Origin of the sequence: Streptococcus mitis (assembly GCF_946190275.1) — a bacterium.
Taxonomy (GTDB): domain Bacteria; phylum Bacillota; class Bacilli; order Lactobacillales; family Streptococcaceae; genus Streptococcus; species Streptococcus mitis_DC.
This window is the reverse complement of the sequence record NZ_CAMHZQ010000009.1, coordinates 1-18874: the sequence shown is the minus strand read 5'-3', so window position 1 is coordinate 18874 and position 18874 is coordinate 1. Positions and strand designations below refer to the sequence as shown.

Here is an 18874-nt window from a genome sequence, read left to right as displayed (position 1 = left end):
TCTCTAAACAGCCTAAAAATCGTATGAAGTCATCATACGATTTTATCTATTAATTAACTAAACTATGGTACAAGTCAAGATATGACTTGCAAGCTGTATCCCATGAGAAATCACACTCCATAGCTTGTTTTTGTAAATTTCTCCAAACATCAGGATGGTTTCTATACAAGTCCAAAGCTGTTTGGAAAGTCCAATTTAACCAGTAAGGTGATAGATTGTTAAAACTAAAGCCAGTACCACTTCCTTCAATCGGATTAAAGGCTTGAACGGTATCTCGCAAGCCTCCAACTTCATGGACCAACGGCAAGGTTCCGTAACGCATAGCCATCATTTGAGACAAGCCACATGGTTCAAAACGACTTGGCATGAGGAAGAGGTCACAAGCAGCGTAGATTTCTTGAGCTAGTTTGACATCAAAAGTGATATTTGCTGATAGCTTGTCTGGGTATATTTGAGCAAACCATGAGAAAGCTCCTTCAAATGCTGGATCGCCAGTTCCCAAAAGAACAATCTGAACATCATTTTGCAAGATATGGTGAAGACTTTCGACCACCACATCAAAACCTTTTTGACGTGTCAAACGAGAAACAATTCCCACCAGTGGAACGTCAGCTCTAACTGGCAAGCCAACTCTTTCTTGCAATTTTGCCTTGTTTTGGGCCTTCCCAGACAAATCTTCCTGATTAAAATGATAGTCTAAAAGAACATCCGTCTGAGGATTATACAGGTCAGCATCAATCCCGTTCACGATACCAGACACCTTGCCAGACTCCATTCGAAGAATTTGATCCAAGTTACATCCGAACTGACTGGTCATAATTTCATGAGCATAGCTAGGCGAAACAGTTGAAACACGATCCGCATAGAGAATACCTGCCTTCATCCAGTTCAAACAGTTGTTCCATCGAAGGGTGCCATCAGCGTAACGTTCAAAGCCAACTCCAAACAAATCCCATAACATTCCTTCTGAAAATTGTCCTTGGAATTCCAAATTATGAATGGTTAAAACAGTTTTAATTCCTTGGTAGGCTTGAATCCAACGGTATTTTTCCTTTAACAAGAACGGTATCATGGCTGTATGGTAGTCATGAACATGGAGAAGGTCAGGAATAAAATCAATCCTTTCCATAGCCTCAATGGCAGCAAGTTGGAAAAAGGCAAATCGCTCTCCGTCATCAAAATCACCGTAAACATGACCACGGAAGAAATAATATTGGCTGTCAATAAAGTAGAAGGTTACACCGTTTAAGACGGTTTTCTTAATCCCACAGTACTGTCTACGCCAACCAACACTCACTTCAAAATGAAGAACATCTTCAATCTGATTTCCAAATTTAGCCTCTACCATGTCATAGTAGGGGAGAATTACTGCAACTTCATGTCCCGCTTTTACTAGTGATTTAGGAAGAGCGCCAATGACATCTCCCAAACCACCTGTTTTTGAAAAGGGTGCACCCTCAGCTGCTACAAATAAAATTTTCATGAATGAATATCCTCTGTTACTTTGCTACCTTTCTTAACGACAACTGGATGTTCTGCAGTTCCTCGAATCACAACACCTGGCTCAACTTCCACACCCTTGTCCAAGATAGCATATTCGACCTGAGCACCTTCTCCAATAACAACGCGAGGGAAGAGTAGACTATCTTTAACCAAGCTATCCTTATGGACATGAATATTACGTGATAGAACAGAATTAGCCACTTGACCTTCAATGATACTACCAGAAGCAAACTGAGAAGTACTTACATTAGATGTATTGGCATAGTAAGTTGGCTCTTCGTTTTTGACCTTTGTATAAATCTTTTGATTTGGTGAGAAGAGAGAGTAGAATTTTTGTGATTCAAGCATATCTTTGTTAGCTTGATAATAAGACTCTACAGAGTGAATATTTGCCAGATAACCTGTGTACTCGTAGGCAAAAGCCCCTTCTTTTGCAGCCAAATCCCGTAAAACATAGCGCAACTTCTCTGGATGTTCTTTCTTAGCTTCTTCTTCTAAGCGTTCAATCAACCAAGGTGTATCAACGACAAAGATATCTGTAGACATGTTATAGATTTGATCTGGTAACTTGCTATCAAAGAGTTTATGAGAACGAACATGGTCTGTTTCATCCACTTCCAAGATTGCGTTTACTTCTGAAATGTCTTTCTTAGCTAGCTTTTTATAAACTACAGTGATAGGTCCCTTTGTTGTACTATGTAGATGGAAAACTTGGTTCAAATCAATGTTAATCAAGACATCGCAGTTGAGGGCAACCGTTTGGTTTGAGCCAGAGCGTTTTAAATAGGTGAGCAGCTGTTGGTAGTATTCTTTTCCAACTGTGCTACTTTCTACACGGGTATTGTAAATACCTAGATAATAGTGACTGAGAAGAGTTGATAAGCCCCACTCACGTCCTGAACGGATATGGTCAAAGACAGAACTGATATTATCTTGTTGGAAAATACCAAAGATACTACGGACACCTGCATTAGCAAGACTTGAAAGCGGGAAGTCAATCAAGCGATATTTACCACCAAATGGCAAACTAGCTACTGGACGGTGGTCTGTCAGTGTTGACATATCATGAAAACCAACTGTATTTCCTAAAATGGCAGAATATTTATCAATCTTCATCTGTTGCTACCCCCACTACTTCATTATATCCTACAACTTGTACTTCTTCTGTTCCATCAATTTCGACACCGTCAGAAATAACTGCACCTTCACCAATAATGGCACGTTTGATTTTAGCTCCCTGACCAACAATTGCACCACTCATGATAACTGAATCTACTACTTCTGCCCCTTCGCGAACTTGCGCACCTGTTGAAAGGATAGAATGTTTAACAGTTCCATCTACAAAACAGCCATCAACAACCAAGGAATCTTCCACATGAGCATTTGCCCCAAGGAAGTTTGGTGGTGAAATTAAGTTTCTTGAGTAAATCTTCCATTGACGGTTACGGCTGTCCAAGGCATTCTCTGGAGAAATGTACTCCATGTTCGCTTCCCAAAGCGACTCAATCGTACCGACGTCTTTCCAGTAACCATTAAATTCATAGGCATAGACACTTTCACCTGACTCAAGGTAATTTGGAATGACATTCTTACCAAAGTCTGACATATCGACATTGCTCTTTTCAGCAGCAACGAGCATATTGCGCAGACGTTGCCAATCAAAAATGTAAATTCCCATAGAAGCTTTTGTAGATTTAGGTTGGGCTGGTTTTTCTTCAAATTCAACGATACGATTGTTAGCATCGGTATTCATGATACCAAAACGACTAGCTTCTTTCAGGGGAACATCAAGAACTGCTACTGTCAAACTGGCATTGTTATCCTTGTGAGACTGGAGCATATCATCATAGTCCATTTTATAGATGTGGTCCCCAGAGAGAATTAAGACATACTCAGGGTTGACACTGTCGATATAATCAATATTTTGGTAAATAGCGTGGCTAGTCCCCTCAAACCAACGATTTCCTTCACTTGCAGAATACGGTTGAAGAATAGAGACACCAGAATTAATACCGTCTAGTCCCCAGCTTGAACCATTCCCAATATGGTTATTGAGAGCAAGTGGCTGGTACTGTGTAATGACTCCAACATTGTGAATCCCTGAGTTGGCACAGTTTGAAAGAGCAAAGTCAATGATACGGTAGCGCCCACCAAATTGCACAGCTGGTTTTGCGATGCTTTGAGTGAGTTTACCGAGACGAGTTCCTTGCCCACCAGCAAGAATCAAAGCTAACATTTCATTCTTCATTTTCTACTCCTTTTTGGTTTTTACTTGTGACGGTTTTTGCAGATTTCAAGCGACGTTTGATTTTCCAAACACTTGCTCCCATAGCCGGTAGGGTAAAGGTTAAGGTCTGCTCATAATCTTTCCATAGTCCTTCTTGCGTTTGAACAGTTTGATTATGTTCTTTCCAAACGCCTCCCCACTCTTCTAACTCAGTATTCCAGACTTCTTCGTAAATCCCTGCAACAGGCAGACCAATGGTAAAATCTTTTCGTTCAACAGGTGCCATATTAAAGACGCAGACTAGCATGTCGCCCTTCTTACCCTTACGGATGAAGGAAAGAACACTCTGGTCTCGATTATCCGCATCAATGATTTCAATACCATCATAGCTGGTATCGACTTCCCACAGACAGCGATGATCTTTGTAAAACTGGTTTAGCTGAGAAGTGAAATACTTCATCTTAGCATTCATAGGGTCTTCTAGATTAGACCATTCCAACTGCTCTTCAGATCTCCATTCTAGGAATTGGCCGTATTCACTACCCATGAAGAGCAATTTCTTACCAGGGTGACAAATTTGGTAAGTGTAGATATTGCGCAAGCCTGCAAATTGATTATAGCGATCTCCCCACATCTTGTGCATCATACTCTTCTTGCCATGAACCACTTCGTCATGTGAGAATGGTAAGAGATAGTTTTCATTGAAAACATACATAAAGCTGAAAGTCACCAGGTTAAAGTCATACTTACGGTAAATAGGGTCTTCTTCGTAGAATCGGAGGATATCATTCATCCAGCCCATATTCCACTTGTAGTCAAATCCTAGACCACCAAGCTCTTTCATTCCCGTAATCTTGGTTGCTGACGAACTTTCTTCTGCGATCATCATCACATCTGGATGTGCTAGTTTAATGACATCATTCAAACGTTGAAGGAAATAATAACCCTCATAGTTGAGATTGCCACCATCTTTATTAGGTGTCCATGGAGCATCATCGTAGTCAAGATAGAGCATGTTGCTAACTGCATCCACTCGAATACCATCTAGATGGTAAAAGTCAATCCAAAACTTAATGCTAGAAATCAAGAAAGACTGGACTTCATTCTTTCCAAGGTCAAAATTGAGTGCTCCCCAACCATAGTTATGAGCCTTATTATGGTCTTGGTACTCAAAAGTCGGTGTCCCGTCATAATAAGCTAAGGCATCATCATTAATGGTGAAATGACCAGGTACCCAGTCTACAATAACCCCAATATTGTTTAAGTGACATTCCTCAACAAAATCTTGAAACTCTTCAGGGCGACCATAGGCATGCTCTAAAGCGAAGTAACCCATAAGCTGATAGCCCCAACTCAAACCGAGTGGGTGGGACATTAAGGGCATAAATTCAATATGAGTATAGTTCATCTCAACTAGGTAAGGAATGAGTTCATCTTTCAATTGAGCAAAACTATAAGGACTTCCATCTGGATTTCTCTTCCACGATCCAGCATGAACTTCGTAGATATTGACAGGACGTTCAAAGAAAGTCCAACGTTTTCTGCGAGCTAACCAAAGCCCATCCTTCCATTTCTTTTCTGGAATCTCTGTTAAAATAGCTCCAGTACCCGGACGTGCCTCATACCGTACAGCCAAAGGATCAATCTTCATCAGCTGATGACCATTTGCACGTGTGATATGATACTTGTAAATTTGGCCTTCATGAGCAAGGCTGGTAAAGACTTCCCAGACCCCAAATTCATTTCGTTCCATCGGAATTTGATTTTCTACCCAATTCGTGAAATCCCCCACCAAGTGGACAGCCTGAGCATTGGGAGCCCACACACGAAATGTATAACCGTACTCTCCATTTAGTTCTTCCCTATGTGCTCCTAGATAATGCTGAAGGTGAAAATTTTCTCCTGTCATAAAGGTGCGCAAAGCTTCTCTTTTATCCATAATATCCCCCTTTTTTCTGTAAGCGTTTTCTATAGATTTATTATACTACCTTTTTATGTAAGATTCAAGTAAATTACCATATTTGGTAAAAATTCTTTTGAAAATCTTCAAAAAATGAACTTATCCATTCACTTATAAATCAAGGAAAGACAGATAGTTTGTGAAAACTTCCTCTTTTTGATTACTATCATATCACAAAGTTCGTATTTTATCCAAATATAGCATTGTTTTTATGTAAAAAACAAAACCAGGAAAACAATTTCCTGATTTTACATTTCATTTCACATCAAAAACAATGGATTTGACATTTGTCATCGCTTCAATGCTATATTTAATTCCTTGAACACCAGCACCAGAACCTTTGACACCAAGGAAGGGGAAATTATCTGGACCACGTTGGGTTTTATTATTAATATGAACTGTACCCACTTCAAGTTTTTCAGCAATTTCAAAGGCTTTTTTGAAATCATTTGTAAAGACTGAGGATTGAAGGCCGAATTCAGATTCGTTGGCAAAGACAATTGCTTCTTCTACATTAGCCACACGAATAATAGGTAAAACAGGGCCAAATGGCTCTTCCCATGCTACTTTCATATCTTTTGTAACTTGGTCAAAAAGCACTGGCCAGAGAAGATTGCCCTCACGTTTGATTGGTGTAAGAGCCTGAGCCCCTTTTGCTTGTGCATCCTCAATCAAGCCCCAGATGAAGTCGGCTGAAGCATTGTCAATAACAGGTGTAATATCAGCATTGTCAAATGGGTCACCAACTGTTAATTTAGCAACCTCTGCTTGAAGCAAAGTAACTAATGTATCTGCAACACTTTCGAGAACAATAACACGTTTAATGGCCGTGCAACGTTGCCCTGAGTAGCTAAAGGCACCTGCAACAATTTGCTTGGCAGCATGTTCCAAATCTGCATCTTCTAGTACAAGAGCTGCATCTTTCCCACCAAGCTCCAGCATGATAGGACGCATACCAGCTAAACGACCAATACGTTCTCCGATAGGGGTTGATCCTGTAAAGTTGATGAAGTTGACTTCTTTGTGCTCAATGATATAATCCCCAATTTCTGAACCACGTCCCGTAATGGTATTGAAAACACCTGCTGGAATTCCTGCTTCTTCAAAGGCTTTAGCCAACAAGAGACCAGAAATAGAACCTTGTGTTGGTGGCTTAAACATAACCACATTCCCTGCAATCAAGGCCGGAGCAATCTTAGATCCAGAAAGGTTGACTGGATAGTTAAAGGGAGCAATAGCTAGCACGACTCCAACCGGCTCACGACGGACAACAGCCAGTTTATTTTTACTTGCTGCCTCAAAACCACCACCTTCCATTGCTTGTCCAGTGATACGGAGACCTTCCTCAGCAGCATAACGAATCAAGTCTGCTGTACGCACTACTTCTCCAATGGCTGCTTTAATCCCTTTTGCTACTTCTTTGGCAAGGATAGTACCAATTTCTTCCTTATCACGTTCTAAAATAGCTGCTGTTTTATGCAAATAAGACGCACGTTCAACTGCTGATAAAGCTCGCCATGCTGGCAGGGCTGCACGCGCAGCTTGCATAGCCTCATCTACTTCTGCTTGGCTCATAGCAGGTACTGTCCCTAATTCTTCTTGATTGATTGGTGAATAAATCGTAATTTCTTTTTCAGATGATTTCCATTCTCCATTTACTAAATTATTATATCTTGTCAAATTCTCGTCCTCCTGAAAATGATTAAGATATATTTTACCAAATTTTCAGAAAATTACAACCCTTTTTGCAATATTTTTGAGATTATTTTCACAAGCTTGACTTTTCAAACTATTTGAACTCTTTTGTTAAGCAGTCAGTACAAGAAGAAAAGGCTTAGAGGAACTAAACCTTTTTCATGCTATGTTATTCTTCATTGAGTTTTATAATTTTTAGCAAGAAGATATCCTAGAAATTATACTACACAATTTAAAACTTTTGATTTTTTCTACAAGACTTTAAAGACGCTGGCACTGACGCCACCAACCATGTCTTTATCACTTAAATGGCTATTGGTCACCAATAGTTCTAGATTTCCAGCATTTTCAAACTGGAAGTCTTGTCCTTTAGCATTAAAGACTACCAAGAGGTGATCTTCTCCATGAATTTCATAGACAATCAAACCACTATGTTCATTTGCTGAATGAATAAAAACATGATGGTAAATTTCATCATAAGTAGGGTAAGAAAAGGCACCGGTTCCTGTCTTCAATCGAATCATCTGACGGATAAACTCAATACTATCTTGACGCTCATTAATCAAGTCCCAGTTCACTTGGTTCACACTGTCTGGAGCATTATAGCTATTCATAGCACGCTCTCTATCATCATGGGTCAACTCACCATTTTCACCAGTCGCAACTAGTTTGGTACGACCAAATTCTTGACCGATTTCCATAAAGGCCATCCCTTGCATGAGTAGGTTCATAGCTGTGGCTGTCTCAACCTTGCGCATGATTTGTTCTGAACTTTGGTCTGGATGAAGAGTTGCCAATAAATCGTGAAGATTGTAATTGTCATGGGCTTCCACATAGTTAAGTACTTGATTTGGATGTGTATAGGTTCCTAATTCACGACTGCCTAGGATTGCTTTGGCAAGAATTGGCTCTGTCGCAGCACCACTGACAAAACCTGATTTAATTGCACCGTAAACTTCTCCACCTTTGACAGCATCGCGCTGATTGTCATTAAAGAAACCAATATTTGGCATTTCGTAGGCGTTGTCTTTCTTAGCCTTATCATAAGGGGCAAGACCTGTTCCCATGTCCCAACCTTCTCCATAGAGGATAATGTTAGGGTCGATTTCATCTAAGCTTTGACGAATCATCTGCATAGTCTTGACATCATGAATCCCCATTAAGTCAAAACGGAAACCGTCAATGTTGTATTCCTGCACCCAGTATAGAAGAGAATCAATCATATACTTGCGGAACATTTCGTGTTCACTGGCTGTTTCATTTCCAACGCCTGTTCCATTCTGGAAGGTACCGTCTGGATTCATACGATAATAGTAATCAGGGACAGTTGTTTGGAAAGGTGCATCAACAACTGAGAAGGTATGGTTATAGACCACATCCATAATAACACCAATACCCGCATCGTGGTAAGCTTGAACCATGGTCTTCAAATCACGAATAACCTGAGCTGGGTCGTCTGGATTAGTTGAAAGGCTCGTTTCTGGTGCGTTATAGTTTTGTGGGTCATAACCCCAGTTGTAGGTTACATTCCCATCCTCATCGTATTCTTTGTGACGGTCTGCAATTGGTTGCAACTGAACATAATTGTAGCCCAGCTTCTTGATGTAATCAAAAGCAGTTGCTTGGCCGTACTGGTTAACTGTTCCAGTCTGTGCAGCACCTAAGAAAGTTCCTCGAAGATGTTCATCCACACCTGAGGTCGGTGATTTGGTCAAATCACGAATGTGCATTTCACAAATAACTGCCTTACATGGATTTGCCAAGCGCCAAGTAGCCTCTGAACCGTGCTTGACCTCGAAGTTTGCAACTTGCTTTTCTTCATGGCTCAGGATAGCTGAACGTTTGCCATCAGGACTGGTCGCGATGGTATAGGGATCGCGTGTCACTGTTTGGTGGTGAGGGAATTGGACTTGATACTGATAAGCCTTACCAGTCAAATCTTCCTCAACATCCAAACTCCAGACACCGATTGTATTGTCCTTGTGATTATAGGAGTAGCTATTGCCTCTCTCCATCTCAAAGGTCTTCCAAACAGGAGCATCATTAGCAGCTGATTCATAAACGACAACCTGCACTTCTGTCGCTGTTGGAGCCCATAGAGCAAAATGAGCCTGATTGTCCTCTACACGGCAACCCAATTCACCTTGGTAGCCCCAATGGTGATCAAAACTAGCACTGTTAATAGCCTTGTCAAAGGCAAAAGGATTTTGATTCTTATAGAAAGGACTGGCAATAGCAGGATTTTCAGAATAATAAATTCTATCATCGCCTTCCAAAATCCAGACCTCTGTTAAGAGGGGATAGTGATTAAAACGGATAGCATATTCTTTACTAGTTTGGCCTGTATGAACCACAAAATTCAAGCTTTCTAAGGGATGAGCACTTGGGTGTTCAAAGCTAAATAAGGCTCCAAAATAATCTTCTTGGTAAGTTAGTAAATCAATTCGTTGATCCTTACTCTTTACAAAAGAGCAAGTGTCGTATTCACCATTCTTGCGATGGTAATGAATGCGCATAGGGTAGTTATACATTTTTATTTTTCCTTTTTACTTTTTAATTCGTTTCTATTTCACTAATAAATTCTTGACCAATCTCGTCTCGATTGACAAAAAATTCGATGTGATGATGGCAGACTTGAAGTTCAACTGGGGTATCTCCTCCATATTCCCCATCTAGGTTCAGCATAAATGGTTCTTGATCATCTAAAACTTCTAAACGTAGTTTGCTAGTTTTAAGGTATTCGATATTGACGTCTGAGACATGCTGACCACCATTAATGGCCTGTATCAATAAGCCCAACATATCAAATAGCTTGTCTGTCTTGACCAAAATCAGAGTAAAATTACCATCGTCTAACTTGGTATCAGGCGCTAACTGCTCAAACCCTCCAATGGAATTGGTCAAGGCAACAAAAATCAAGGACACCTCTCCTTCAAAGACCCCCTGATCGTGTGTGATTCTCACTGGACGAACCTTGGTCTTAGGAAACATTTCAATGCCTTTAGCAACATAGGCAAAATAACCAAGACGCGTCTTGACTTCACTTGGAACACTGTAAGTCAATTCGGTTAAGGTTCCAGCAGCGGCAATATTAATAAAATATTTGTCGCCAAAAGCTCGTCCAATATCCATATGAATGGTCTCATTTTTAGCAATAATCTGAGCAGCCGCAACAGGATCACCCATTGGAATTTTTAGGGCACGCGCATAATCATTAGTCGTACCTGTTGGGATGATAGCAAGCTGAGGTCTCTTATCGAGCGAGGCAACCCCATTGACTACCTCATTAATTGTTCCATCACCACCTGCAGCAATAATCAAATCAAAACCAGCTTTGGCTGCTCTCTCAGCTTCTTTTTGTGCCGAAAGAGGTTCTGGAGCCGTTTGAAAGGCACTGGTTTCATAGCCAATATCTTCCAAAACATCCAGCACTTCTGCTATATTTTTCTTGATAATTTCCTGCCCTGAGGTTGGGTTATAAATTAAACGCGCACGTTTTCTATCTTCTGTCATTGTTACAAACTTTCTAGCCAAGCTTCGTCTCGAACCTCAATACCAAGTTCTTGTGCCTTTTGAAGTTTACTTCCAGCATCTGCACCAGCAACGACAAGGTCGGTCTTTTTAGAAACACTGCCTGTTACCTTGGCACCTAGACTTTCGAGTTTGCTTTTAGCTTCTGAGCGCTTGAGACGTTCCAATTTCCCTGTCAATACAACGGTCAAACCTGACAAGGCTGCATCCGCTACTACAGTTTGACCTTTATAATCCAGATTGACCCCAGCTTCTTTCAATTCTCTGAGGAGAATTTCAGAGCCTTCTGTCGCAAAATAAGTCTGAAGACTCTTGGCAATCACGCCACCCAGACTTTCAATACTAGCCACTTCCTCTGGATCTGCCTGAGCCAGATTTTCAATCGAATGGAAATGTTGAAGTAAAAGCTGACTGGCCTTACTGCCGACATGGCGAATGCCCAAACCGAATAAGAGCTTCTCAGCAGAATTTTCCTTGGAAGCCTGGATGGCCTGATAAAGTTTAGCAGCAGACTTTTCCTTAACTCCCTCTAAAAGGAGGAAATCTTCTTCTTTCAAGCGGTAAATATCCGCCACATCCTTAACCAGATTAGCAGCAAAGAGCTTTTCAACTACTGATGGACCAAGACCTGTAATATTCATGGCATCACGAGAAGCAAAGTGAATCAAGCCTTCCATGATTTGAGCAGGACAACGCGGATTAATACAACGCAGAGCTACTTCATCTTCAAAGTGCAACAAGTCAGAGTCACAACTTGGGCAGTTTGTAGGGATATCTAGTTTTTCTTCAGAAATCCGTTTGGACTCTACCACACGCAAGACAGCAGGAATGATATCTCCTGCCTTATAGACGATAACCGTATCGTCCTTGCGAATGTCTTTTTCAGCAATATAATCTACATTGTGCAGGGTCGCACGGCTAACAGTTGTTCCAGCTAGCTGTACTGGTGTCAGATTGGCAGTTGGGGTCACAACACCCGTACGGCCTACTGTCCAGTCAACTGACAGAAGCTGAGCTTCTTTTTCTTCTGCAGGAAACTTGTAGGCTACTGCCCACTTTGGAGCCTTAACGGTAAAACCAAGTTCTTCTTGACCTGCTAGGTCATTGACCTTGATCACCACCCCATCGATATCATAAGGCAGATTGTCCCGTTCTTGTCCTACTTCTTGGATAAAATTCCAAATCTCATCCATGCTTTCAGCCAGAATTCGCTTAGGATTAACTACAAAACCAAGTTGTTCAAGATGCTTCAAAACCTTTTCTTGACTGTCACGAGTTGAAGGGCTAGCTTCTTGATAGAGGAACGTTGCAAGATTACGCTTGGCAACTACTGCTGTATCCAACTGACGCAGGGTTCCTGCCGCTGCATTACGAGGATTGGCAAATTCAGGCTCTCCATTTTCTTGGCGAGTTTGATTAACCTGGTCAAAAGAAGCGCGTGGCATGTAACATTCCCCACGAACAGTGATATCTAACTCTTCTGGTAATGTCAAAGGAATATCCTTAACACGCTTGAGATTTTCTGTGATATTTTCCCCAATAGAACCATCTCCACGCGTTGCACCTGCAACTAAAATCCCCTTTTCATAGGTAAGCGAGATTGACAAACCATCGATTTTTAGCTCACAAATATAAGTTGGATGAGCCACTTCCTTACGAACACGCGCATCAAAAGCTTCAAGCTCCTCACGTGAAAAAGCATCCTGCAAACTATAAAGAGGATACTGATGACTGTATTTTTCAAAACCATCTAAGACTTTGCCACCAACACGATGGGTCGGACTGTCTGCTAATACTTGATCTGGATAGGCAGCCTCCAACTCAACCAACTCACGGTAAAGGCGGTCATACTCACTGTCTGAAACCGACGGATTGTCGCTGGTATAGTACTCAGTCGCATAGCGATTGAGCAAGGCGACTAACTCATTCATTCTTTTATTCATAAGACCATTTTACCATAAAGTAAGCCCTCCTCACAAACGAGAAGGGCGGAAAAAACACTTAGTTTGAAATTATTTTTGAAGTCCAAGCAAACTTATGTCTCTTTTTCAAAACGGGTTCGAACATATCCGAGAGCTAAGAAAGATAAGGCTACAACTCCTAGTCCAATAATCAAGAAAGAATAAAGATGGACACTTGGAAGCCAGGTCATTAAACCTGTTGCAATAGGCATAAATAGTATAGCTAAGGTATAAATCGAACTGAGAACTCTTCCCAGATATTCACCTTCAACCTTGGTTTGTACTTGAGTAAAAAAGTGAATATTGAAAATCGTCATAAACAATTCACAAACGAAATTTCCTGAAAAAGTCAGATAGGATGGGAGAGTCAATCCCATTATCATCACTCCAAGTCCAGTCAGAACCAATAAAAACAGAAGCATTTCCATACTGGCTTTAATCTTACTAGCTAACAGCGCCCCAACAATAGAACCGATAGCACCCATTGTTAAAATAGTGGCATAGGCACCTTGAATTCCATAGAGCTGATTTGAAAAGGGGAGGAGGTAATTAAAAGCTGCGAAGAAAAAATTGACACTTGAAGCCATGACTAACAAAAAGAAGATTTCCTTTTGCTTCACAATATAGTGAACTCCCTCCTTGATATCAGAAAAAATAACTTTGAATGTAAGTTTCTTCTCCCCCAAAGTCTTCTCTTCTTTTTTGGGAAGCAGGGCTACCAAGCCAAAAGCGAGAAAAAAACTAAGGGCATCTAATACCAAGGTAATGCGAAGACTTGCAAATTGTAAGACCAGAAAAGAAAGTACAGGAGAACTCACACTGACAACCTGCAAGACCAACTCCAAACGAGAATTGTAGAGGACCAGTTCATCCTTCTCTACCAATTCTGTGATAATGGCCTTATTTGCAGGTCTAGAAAAGGCAAAAGCAATCGCCTGCACAATATTAGCCCCAATCAAAGCTCCAATCATCCAGCTATCATTCCTTATAAAAGAAATAGCCAGACAAAGAATCCCACAAACAAGGTCTGTCACCATTAAAATCTTACGACGAGAAAAACGGTCTGAAATGACTCCGCCAAAAGGATTTACGAGAATAGATGTGACGAGTTCAGAAATCTGATACATTCCTAAAACTGTCTGTCCGATAGTCCCCATGGAAGCCAACCAGACACTATTTCCATAATCATAGAGCATATTTCCTATCTTGTTAACAGCTCCACGACTAATCAACTGTACGGCATAGCGATTCATATAAAAACTCCTCTCAAATTTTGAAACTATTGTATCAAAACCGAAAGGAGCTTTTTATTTTTTCCCTTATTTGGGAAAATTAATCTTTGACAAATTTTTCGTAGTGTTCCTGATAATAGGCTACTTGCTCAGGAAGACCTAACACATCAAAAATATGCATGGCCTCTTGCATCTGCTTACAGCCTTCTTTACACTGTCCTTTTTGGTACAAGGCAAAACCTTTGAGGTAATGTAAAATATTTCGTTCATACAGACTAATGTTTTTACCAATAATCTTCTCTGTATAAGCCTCGAAATAGCTAGCATTATCAAAAGCAAGATGCTCTAAACAATGCTGGTAACAATTGAGGGCCAAAATCAAAACCAATCTCTTATGACGCCCAATCTCTTGGTAAAATTCTTCCCTCTCCATAACTTCTCTACCAATCCGAGTGACATAGTCCACATCGTAGAAACTATAGAGGTTCCCGAAAAGAATCAACTCATACATGGTCCATTCTTCTGTTTTGAAGAGATAATCTGCTACCTTATCCAAATCATCCTGCTTCATATCATAACTCGAATCTCTTTGACAAATCAGACCTTGCAACAAAATCCAGTTCAGCTCAAAATAAAGGGGAGTCGTTGAACTCTTAGCCTTTTCAAGTTGTTCTCTTTGAAGCTTTTGAAAACCTGCAATATCATTTGAATAGTAAAGAGGCACAATTTGTCCCATCATGGCAATATGTTCATGATTATGAAAATTCCTTGCCTTATCCATGAAATTTTCGATTGTGACATGAATGTTATCCAAAATCTCAAAGAAACGCGAGACTGCTAAGTCAGACTCCCCAAGCTCAAAGCGAGATAACTGAGAAGTTGAGCAGGACTCGCCTGCAGCCTCCTTTAAAGAATAATTTCCACTTGTCCGAAATTCACGAAATACTTTTCCAAGATGTTCCATCTTTACACCTGCTCCGATAATTCTTCCCACTCAAGCATGGCTTCTTCCTGACGATGGCTGATTTTATCCAGTTCAGCCTGTAATTCCATCAGTTTGTCGGCATCGTTTGTCTCCAACATTTGTTCAGAAATCGCTTGACTTTGACTTTCTAACTCTTCAATTTCAGCTTCTAGACTTTCGATTTGTCGCATGAGCTTACGAACTTCTTTTTGACTTTCTTTCTGGGCCTGATAGTCATTGACTGGACTTACTTCTTTTGCTTGATTGCTAGTTGAAGTTTCCTCAGTCTGACTCATTTCTACTTCTGCTTTCTTTTCAACATAGTAGTCGTAATCTCCCAAGTAAAGAGTCGAACCTTTCTCAGACAATTCCAGTACATGAGTTGCCACACGATTGATAAAGTAACGGTCGTGGCTGACGAATAGAAGAGTTCCATCAAAGTCAATCAAGGCATTTTCTAGCACTTCCTTGCTATCAATATCCAAGTGGTTGGTCGGCTCATCCAGAATCAAGAAGTTGTTGTTTTCCATAGACAATTTAGCCAAAAGCAAACGAGCTTTTTCGCCACCAGATAACATGCCGACTGATTTTTTAACATCATCTCCTGAGAAAAGGAAGGCACCTAGACGGCTACGGATTTCAACTTCTGGTGTCAGTTTAAAATCATTCCAGAGTTCATCCAGTACAGTATTGCTTGGTGTCAGCTTGCTTTGAGTCTGATCATAGTAGCCAACCTCAACATTAGCGCCAAATCGCTTTTCACCCTTGATAAACGGAATCTGGTCCACAATAGACTTGATAAAGGTTGATTTTCCAATACCGTTTGGTCCAACAATAGCAACAGCATTCATCTTACGAAGGTCTAGATTGATAGGCTCTGACAATATTTCCCCATCATAGCCAATAGCTGCATTTTCAACAGTCAGGACAACATTACCCGACGTTTTTTCAGACTGGAAGGTCATGTTGGCTGATTTCTTTCCAGCTTCAGGCTTGTCCAAACGTTCCATTTTTTCCAGTTGTTTTCGGCGAGATTGGGCACGTTTGGTCGTTGAAGCTCGGACTAGATTGCGATTGACAAAGTCTTCCAGAGCTGCAATTTCCTTCTGTTGCTTTTCATAGTTTTTTGCCTCAGTTGCTAGTTTTTGCTCCTTCAACTCGACAAAACGAGAGTAATTGCCCACATAACGATCCAAGGAATGCTTGGTCAAATCTAGCGTAATTGTCGCAACCTTGTCTAAGAAATAACGGTCGTGACTGACAATAATGAGAGCACCGCTATAGTTTACCAAGTAATTCTCTAGCCAAGCGATGGTTTCAATATCCAAGTGGTTGGTTGGCTCGTCCAATACCAAGAGATTGGGCTTTTCAAGGAGCATTTTGGCTAGAGCCAAGCGAGTATTTTGACCGCCAGAAAGCTCGGCAATTTTCATCTGCCACATAGATTCGTCAAACTTGAATCCATTTAAAATCGCTCGTATATCAGCTTCATAGGTAAAGCCACCTGCTTGGCGAAAATTCTCAGATAAGCGGTCGTAATCTGACATCAGTTTATCCAAATCCTCACCAGACTTTTCACCCATCTCCAACTCCATCTGACGAAGTTGTTTCTCAGTCCGACGCAGGTCATCAAAGACATGAAGCATTTCATCGTAGATGGTATTTTCAGACTCAAAACGGCTATCTTGGGCTAGGTAAGACAGAGAAATATCTTTTTTCTTATTGATTTCTCCACTAGTTGGCTCCTCTTCTCCAACCAAAATCTTCAAAAGAGTAGACTTACCTGCACCATTTTTCCCAACGAGGGCAATTCGGTCTCGTTCATCAACCTGCAGGTTGACATTATCAAAAAGAACCTCTCCTGCAAAAGAACGTTCAATTTTATTAGCTTGTAAAATAATCATACAAGTAGTATAGCATGTTTCCCTAAGGCATTCAAGATAATCGTAAGTCTTGACCCAAATATCCTAGAAAAACCGGCTCTGCTTATTCTCAGTATTCAGAAATATTTTGATTAGAAACTCTATTTATTTTGCAAGATAGCTGGTAAAATATTTTCACTCGTTTACAATAGTGCCTCAAACTCAGATACTGACATACCCAACTGCTGACTGGCAACCTCAGATGTCAAAAGATGCTTACGAACCATATCTAAAAAAGCAAGCAGTTTTCCACGTTCAATACCCTTTTCTTCAGCTTGTTCCAAGGCATAGTCCTGTGCTAACAAGGCCTGTTCTTCGCGCATACGTAGTTGACTAAACATTTTCCTGTCCTCCTCGGACCAGCTCTTGTAGTCCAGCAGTTGGTCTGCTTGGCTGATGGCTCGCTCGGGTTGTTGGGTAAAGGGCTTATTCCCGAAAAACTCCAACCACGGTTTGCGAACCTCGTCTTTGCTGGTTTCTCTGTACTTTCTTAATTCCAAGAATGCCATCTTAACCAGATGGTTTTCCTGTCCATTGTTTGTAATTGTTAAAACCTCACCTGTCGTATCCTCGCACATACTGAAACTGTGAAAAGCTAAGTCATCTGAGAAGTAATTACTATCTACAATAGCGATAGCGTATACTGGTGCGATGTGTTTATAGCTCTGGTGAGTATCACCTTCGCGTTGGCGAATTTTTTCTAGGTTTTGATTGATCTGACTACACAGGTAAGCCCATAGGCGATTGATGAAAAAATTCTGATGATGAACTTGAATCTCAATAATTACTTGCGTTCCATTATCCAACTCCGCCAAGACGTCTATACTGGTATAGAAATCCTGGGCCGAGTAGGGCAGGGAAGGCAAGACATGAATATTACTTCCCTCCAAAATGGTCACATTTTTTGCTGGCAAGTCCAGCATATCGCGGATAAATTGACAAGTGATTTCTGGATTGCTAAAGATTTTCTTAGCAACCAAATCATTAGTTGGGCTAATGCCCGGATGACGTACAGTCATATTTCTTCTCCTTTCATTATAGCACATTTTTCAATCTAGGTTTACTAGATTCTCTAGCTCTATCTATTTATTCGGAAAAAGTGTAGAAAAAACAAAATGAAGTAAATCTTCCCACAATAAAACGCATAATATCAAGGTTGTTCAACACCTGATACTATGCGTTTTTCTGATTTGAGAGGCTTTTTTCTCAGCCTCTTCTTAATCTTAGCTTTTCTCAACCTGCTACAGTTGATAAAGAGCTTTATTTTTCATCTTCTTTTTTCTTGAAGAATCCTAGTCCTAGACCAGCTAACAAGGTCATGATACCAGCGCTAGCCAAGGTAGCATTGGCTTTGGTACCTGTATTTGGCAACTCCTCTCTCTTACCTGTCTCATAAGTCGGAACTTCTGGATCTGGACTCACTGGAGTTTCAGGTCTTGGAGTATCTGGTTCTGGAGTTGGCTCTGGGATTGGTGTCGGAACACTTGGATGCTCTGGATTTGGTTGTGGGGTTGGTTTATCTGGATTAGGTACATCTGGGGTACCGGGCTCCTGAGGGTTTGGAATTTCCGGTTTTTCTGGAGTTGGTTTATCTGGTGTTGATAAACGGTCATACCTTATCAAAATAGTCGTATCTTTTGAATTTGCTGTTACTTCTTCATTCGATACTTTTGGTAAATCTGGTTTACCATAATTTGCAATTTCTGGCGATACCACTTCTTCCCAGTTACCTGTTGACCAAGTTCCTTCTGTTACTTCACCTGTCACTTTGTTACGCTTGTTGGTTCTTGTTAACTCAACTGTTTGCGTAACTGGTCTAGCTACTTCTGTCGTTTCATCAGTCGCATCGACATACTTGATGGTACGGGTGATGGTTTTA

General features: G+C 40.8%; 13 protein-coding genes. All 13 read right to left on the bottom strand.

The features are described 5' to 3' along the window. Positions 1 to 49: 49 nt before the first annotated feature. Positions 50 to 1483 carry a glycogen synthase GlgA gene (glgA, locus tag N8M20_RS06040; protein WP_261079427.1) on the bottom strand — a complete coding sequence of 478 codons (1434 nt, stop codon included), beginning with the start codon at positions 1481 to 1483 and terminating at the stop codon, positions 50 to 52. Continuing rightward, entirely contained in the window at positions 1480 to 2619 is a 1140-nt protein-coding gene (glgD, locus tag N8M20_RS06035) for a glucose-1-phosphate adenylyltransferase subunit GlgD (protein WP_261079426.1), read from the bottom strand. The genes glgA and glgD overlap by 4 nt, the downstream gene beginning before the upstream one ends. Continuing rightward, positions 2609 to 3751, bottom strand: coding sequence for a glucose-1-phosphate adenylyltransferase (locus tag N8M20_RS06030; protein ID WP_020901397.1), 1143 nt, complete (start codon positions 3749 to 3751; stop codon positions 2609 to 2611). The genes glgD and N8M20_RS06030 overlap by 11 nt, the downstream gene beginning before the upstream one ends. After that, positions 3741 to 5669 (bottom strand): 1,4-alpha-glucan branching protein GlgB, encoded by a 1929-nt coding sequence (gene glgB, locus N8M20_RS06025; RefSeq protein ID WP_261079425.1) that lies wholly within the window; start codon positions 5667 to 5669, stop codon positions 3741 to 3743. The genes N8M20_RS06030 and glgB overlap by 11 nt, the downstream gene beginning before the upstream one ends. A 276-nt stretch (positions 5670 to 5945) precedes the next feature. Continuing rightward, a complete protein-coding gene (locus N8M20_RS06020) occupies positions 5946 to 7370 on the bottom strand; it encodes an NADP-dependent glyceraldehyde-3-phosphate dehydrogenase (protein WP_261079424.1) in 1425 nt (474 codons plus the stop codon). Between the two features lie 266 nt (positions 7371 to 7636). Then, the gene (pulA, locus tag N8M20_RS06015; RefSeq protein WP_261079423.1) at positions 7637 to 9916 is read right to left on the bottom strand and encodes a type I pullulanase; all 2280 of its coding nucleotides are present in this window, start codon (positions 9914 to 9916) and stop codon (positions 7637 to 7639) included. 22 nt (positions 9917 to 9938) lie between these two features. After that, the gene (locus tag N8M20_RS06010) at positions 9939 to 10898 is read right to left on the bottom strand and encodes a diacylglycerol kinase family lipid kinase (protein ID WP_261079422.1); all 960 of its coding nucleotides are present in this window, start codon (positions 10896 to 10898) and stop codon (positions 9939 to 9941) included. 2 nt (positions 10899 to 10900) lie between these two features. Beyond that, positions 10901 to 12859, bottom strand: coding sequence for an NAD-dependent DNA ligase LigA (gene ligA, locus N8M20_RS06005; RefSeq protein WP_261079421.1), 1959 nt, complete (start codon positions 12857 to 12859; stop codon positions 10901 to 10903). 92 nt (positions 12860 to 12951) lie between these two features. After that, positions 12952 to 14130 (bottom strand): MFS transporter, encoded by a 1179-nt coding sequence (locus N8M20_RS06000; protein ID WP_261079420.1) that lies wholly within the window; start codon positions 14128 to 14130, stop codon positions 12952 to 12954. A gap of 79 nt (positions 14131 to 14209) precedes the next feature. Then, positions 14210 to 15073 carry an Rgg family transcriptional regulator gene (locus tag N8M20_RS05995; RefSeq protein ID WP_261079419.1) on the bottom strand — a complete coding sequence of 288 codons (864 nt, stop codon included), beginning with the start codon at positions 15071 to 15073 and terminating at the stop codon, positions 14210 to 14212. A 2-nt stretch (positions 15074 to 15075) separates the two neighbouring features. Beyond that, positions 15076 to 16977 carry a ribosomal protection-like ABC-F family protein gene (gene abc-f, locus N8M20_RS05990; RefSeq protein WP_261079418.1) on the bottom strand — a complete coding sequence of 634 codons (1902 nt, stop codon included), beginning with the start codon at positions 16975 to 16977 and terminating at the stop codon, positions 15076 to 15078. Positions 16978 to 17138: 161 nt separating this feature from the next. After that, the gene (locus N8M20_RS05985) at positions 17139 to 18014 is read right to left on the bottom strand and encodes an Rpn family recombination-promoting nuclease/putative transposase (protein WP_261079417.1); all 876 of its coding nucleotides are present in this window, start codon (positions 18012 to 18014) and stop codon (positions 17139 to 17141) included. A 241-nt stretch (positions 18015 to 18255) separates the two neighbouring features. Beyond that, a partial coding sequence (locus N8M20_RS05980; protein ID WP_261079416.1) for a mucin-binding protein occupies positions 18256 to 18874 on the bottom strand: 619 nt, incomplete at its 5' end.

Excerpts from the sequence above, each read along its gene's own strand:
- glgA (WP_261079427.1), bottom strand. The coding sequence starts at position 1,483 with ATGAAAATTTTATTTGTAGCAGCTGAGGGTGCACCCTTTTCAAAAACA.
- glgD (WP_261079426.1), bottom strand. The coding sequence starts at position 2,619 with ATGAAGATTGATAAATATTCTGCCATTTTAGGAAATACAGTTGGTTTT.
- N8M20_RS06030 (WP_020901397.1), bottom strand. The coding sequence starts at position 3,751 with ATGAAGAATGAAATGTTAGCTTTGATTCTTGCTGGTGGGCAAGGAACT.
- glgB (WP_261079425.1), bottom strand. The coding sequence starts at position 5,669 with ATGGATAAAAGAGAAGCTTTGCGCACCTTTATGACAGGAGAAAATTTT.
- pulA (WP_261079423.1), bottom strand. The coding sequence starts at position 9,916 with ATGTATAACTACCCTATGCGCATTCATTACCATCGCAAGAATGGTGAA.
- N8M20_RS06010 (WP_261079422.1), bottom strand. The coding sequence starts at position 10,898 with ATGACAGAAGATAGAAAACGTGCGCGTTTAATTTATAACCCAACCTCA.
- ligA (WP_261079421.1), bottom strand. The coding sequence starts at position 12,859 with ATGAATAAAAGAATGAATGAGTTAGTCGCCTTGCTCAATCGCTATGCG.
- N8M20_RS06000 (WP_261079420.1), bottom strand. The coding sequence starts at position 14,130 with ATGAATCGCTATGCCGTACAGTTGATTAGTCGTGGAGCTGTTAACAAG.
- N8M20_RS05995 (WP_261079419.1), bottom strand. The coding sequence starts at position 15,073 with ATGGAACATCTTGGAAAAGTATTTCGTGAATTTCGGACAAGTGGAAAT.
- abc-f (WP_261079418.1), bottom strand. The coding sequence starts at position 16,977 with ATGATTATTTTACAAGCTAATAAAATTGAACGTTCTTTTGCAGGAGAG.
- N8M20_RS05985 (WP_261079417.1), bottom strand. The coding sequence starts at position 18,014 with ATGACTGTACGTCATCCGGGCATTAGCCCAACTAATGATTTGGTTGCT.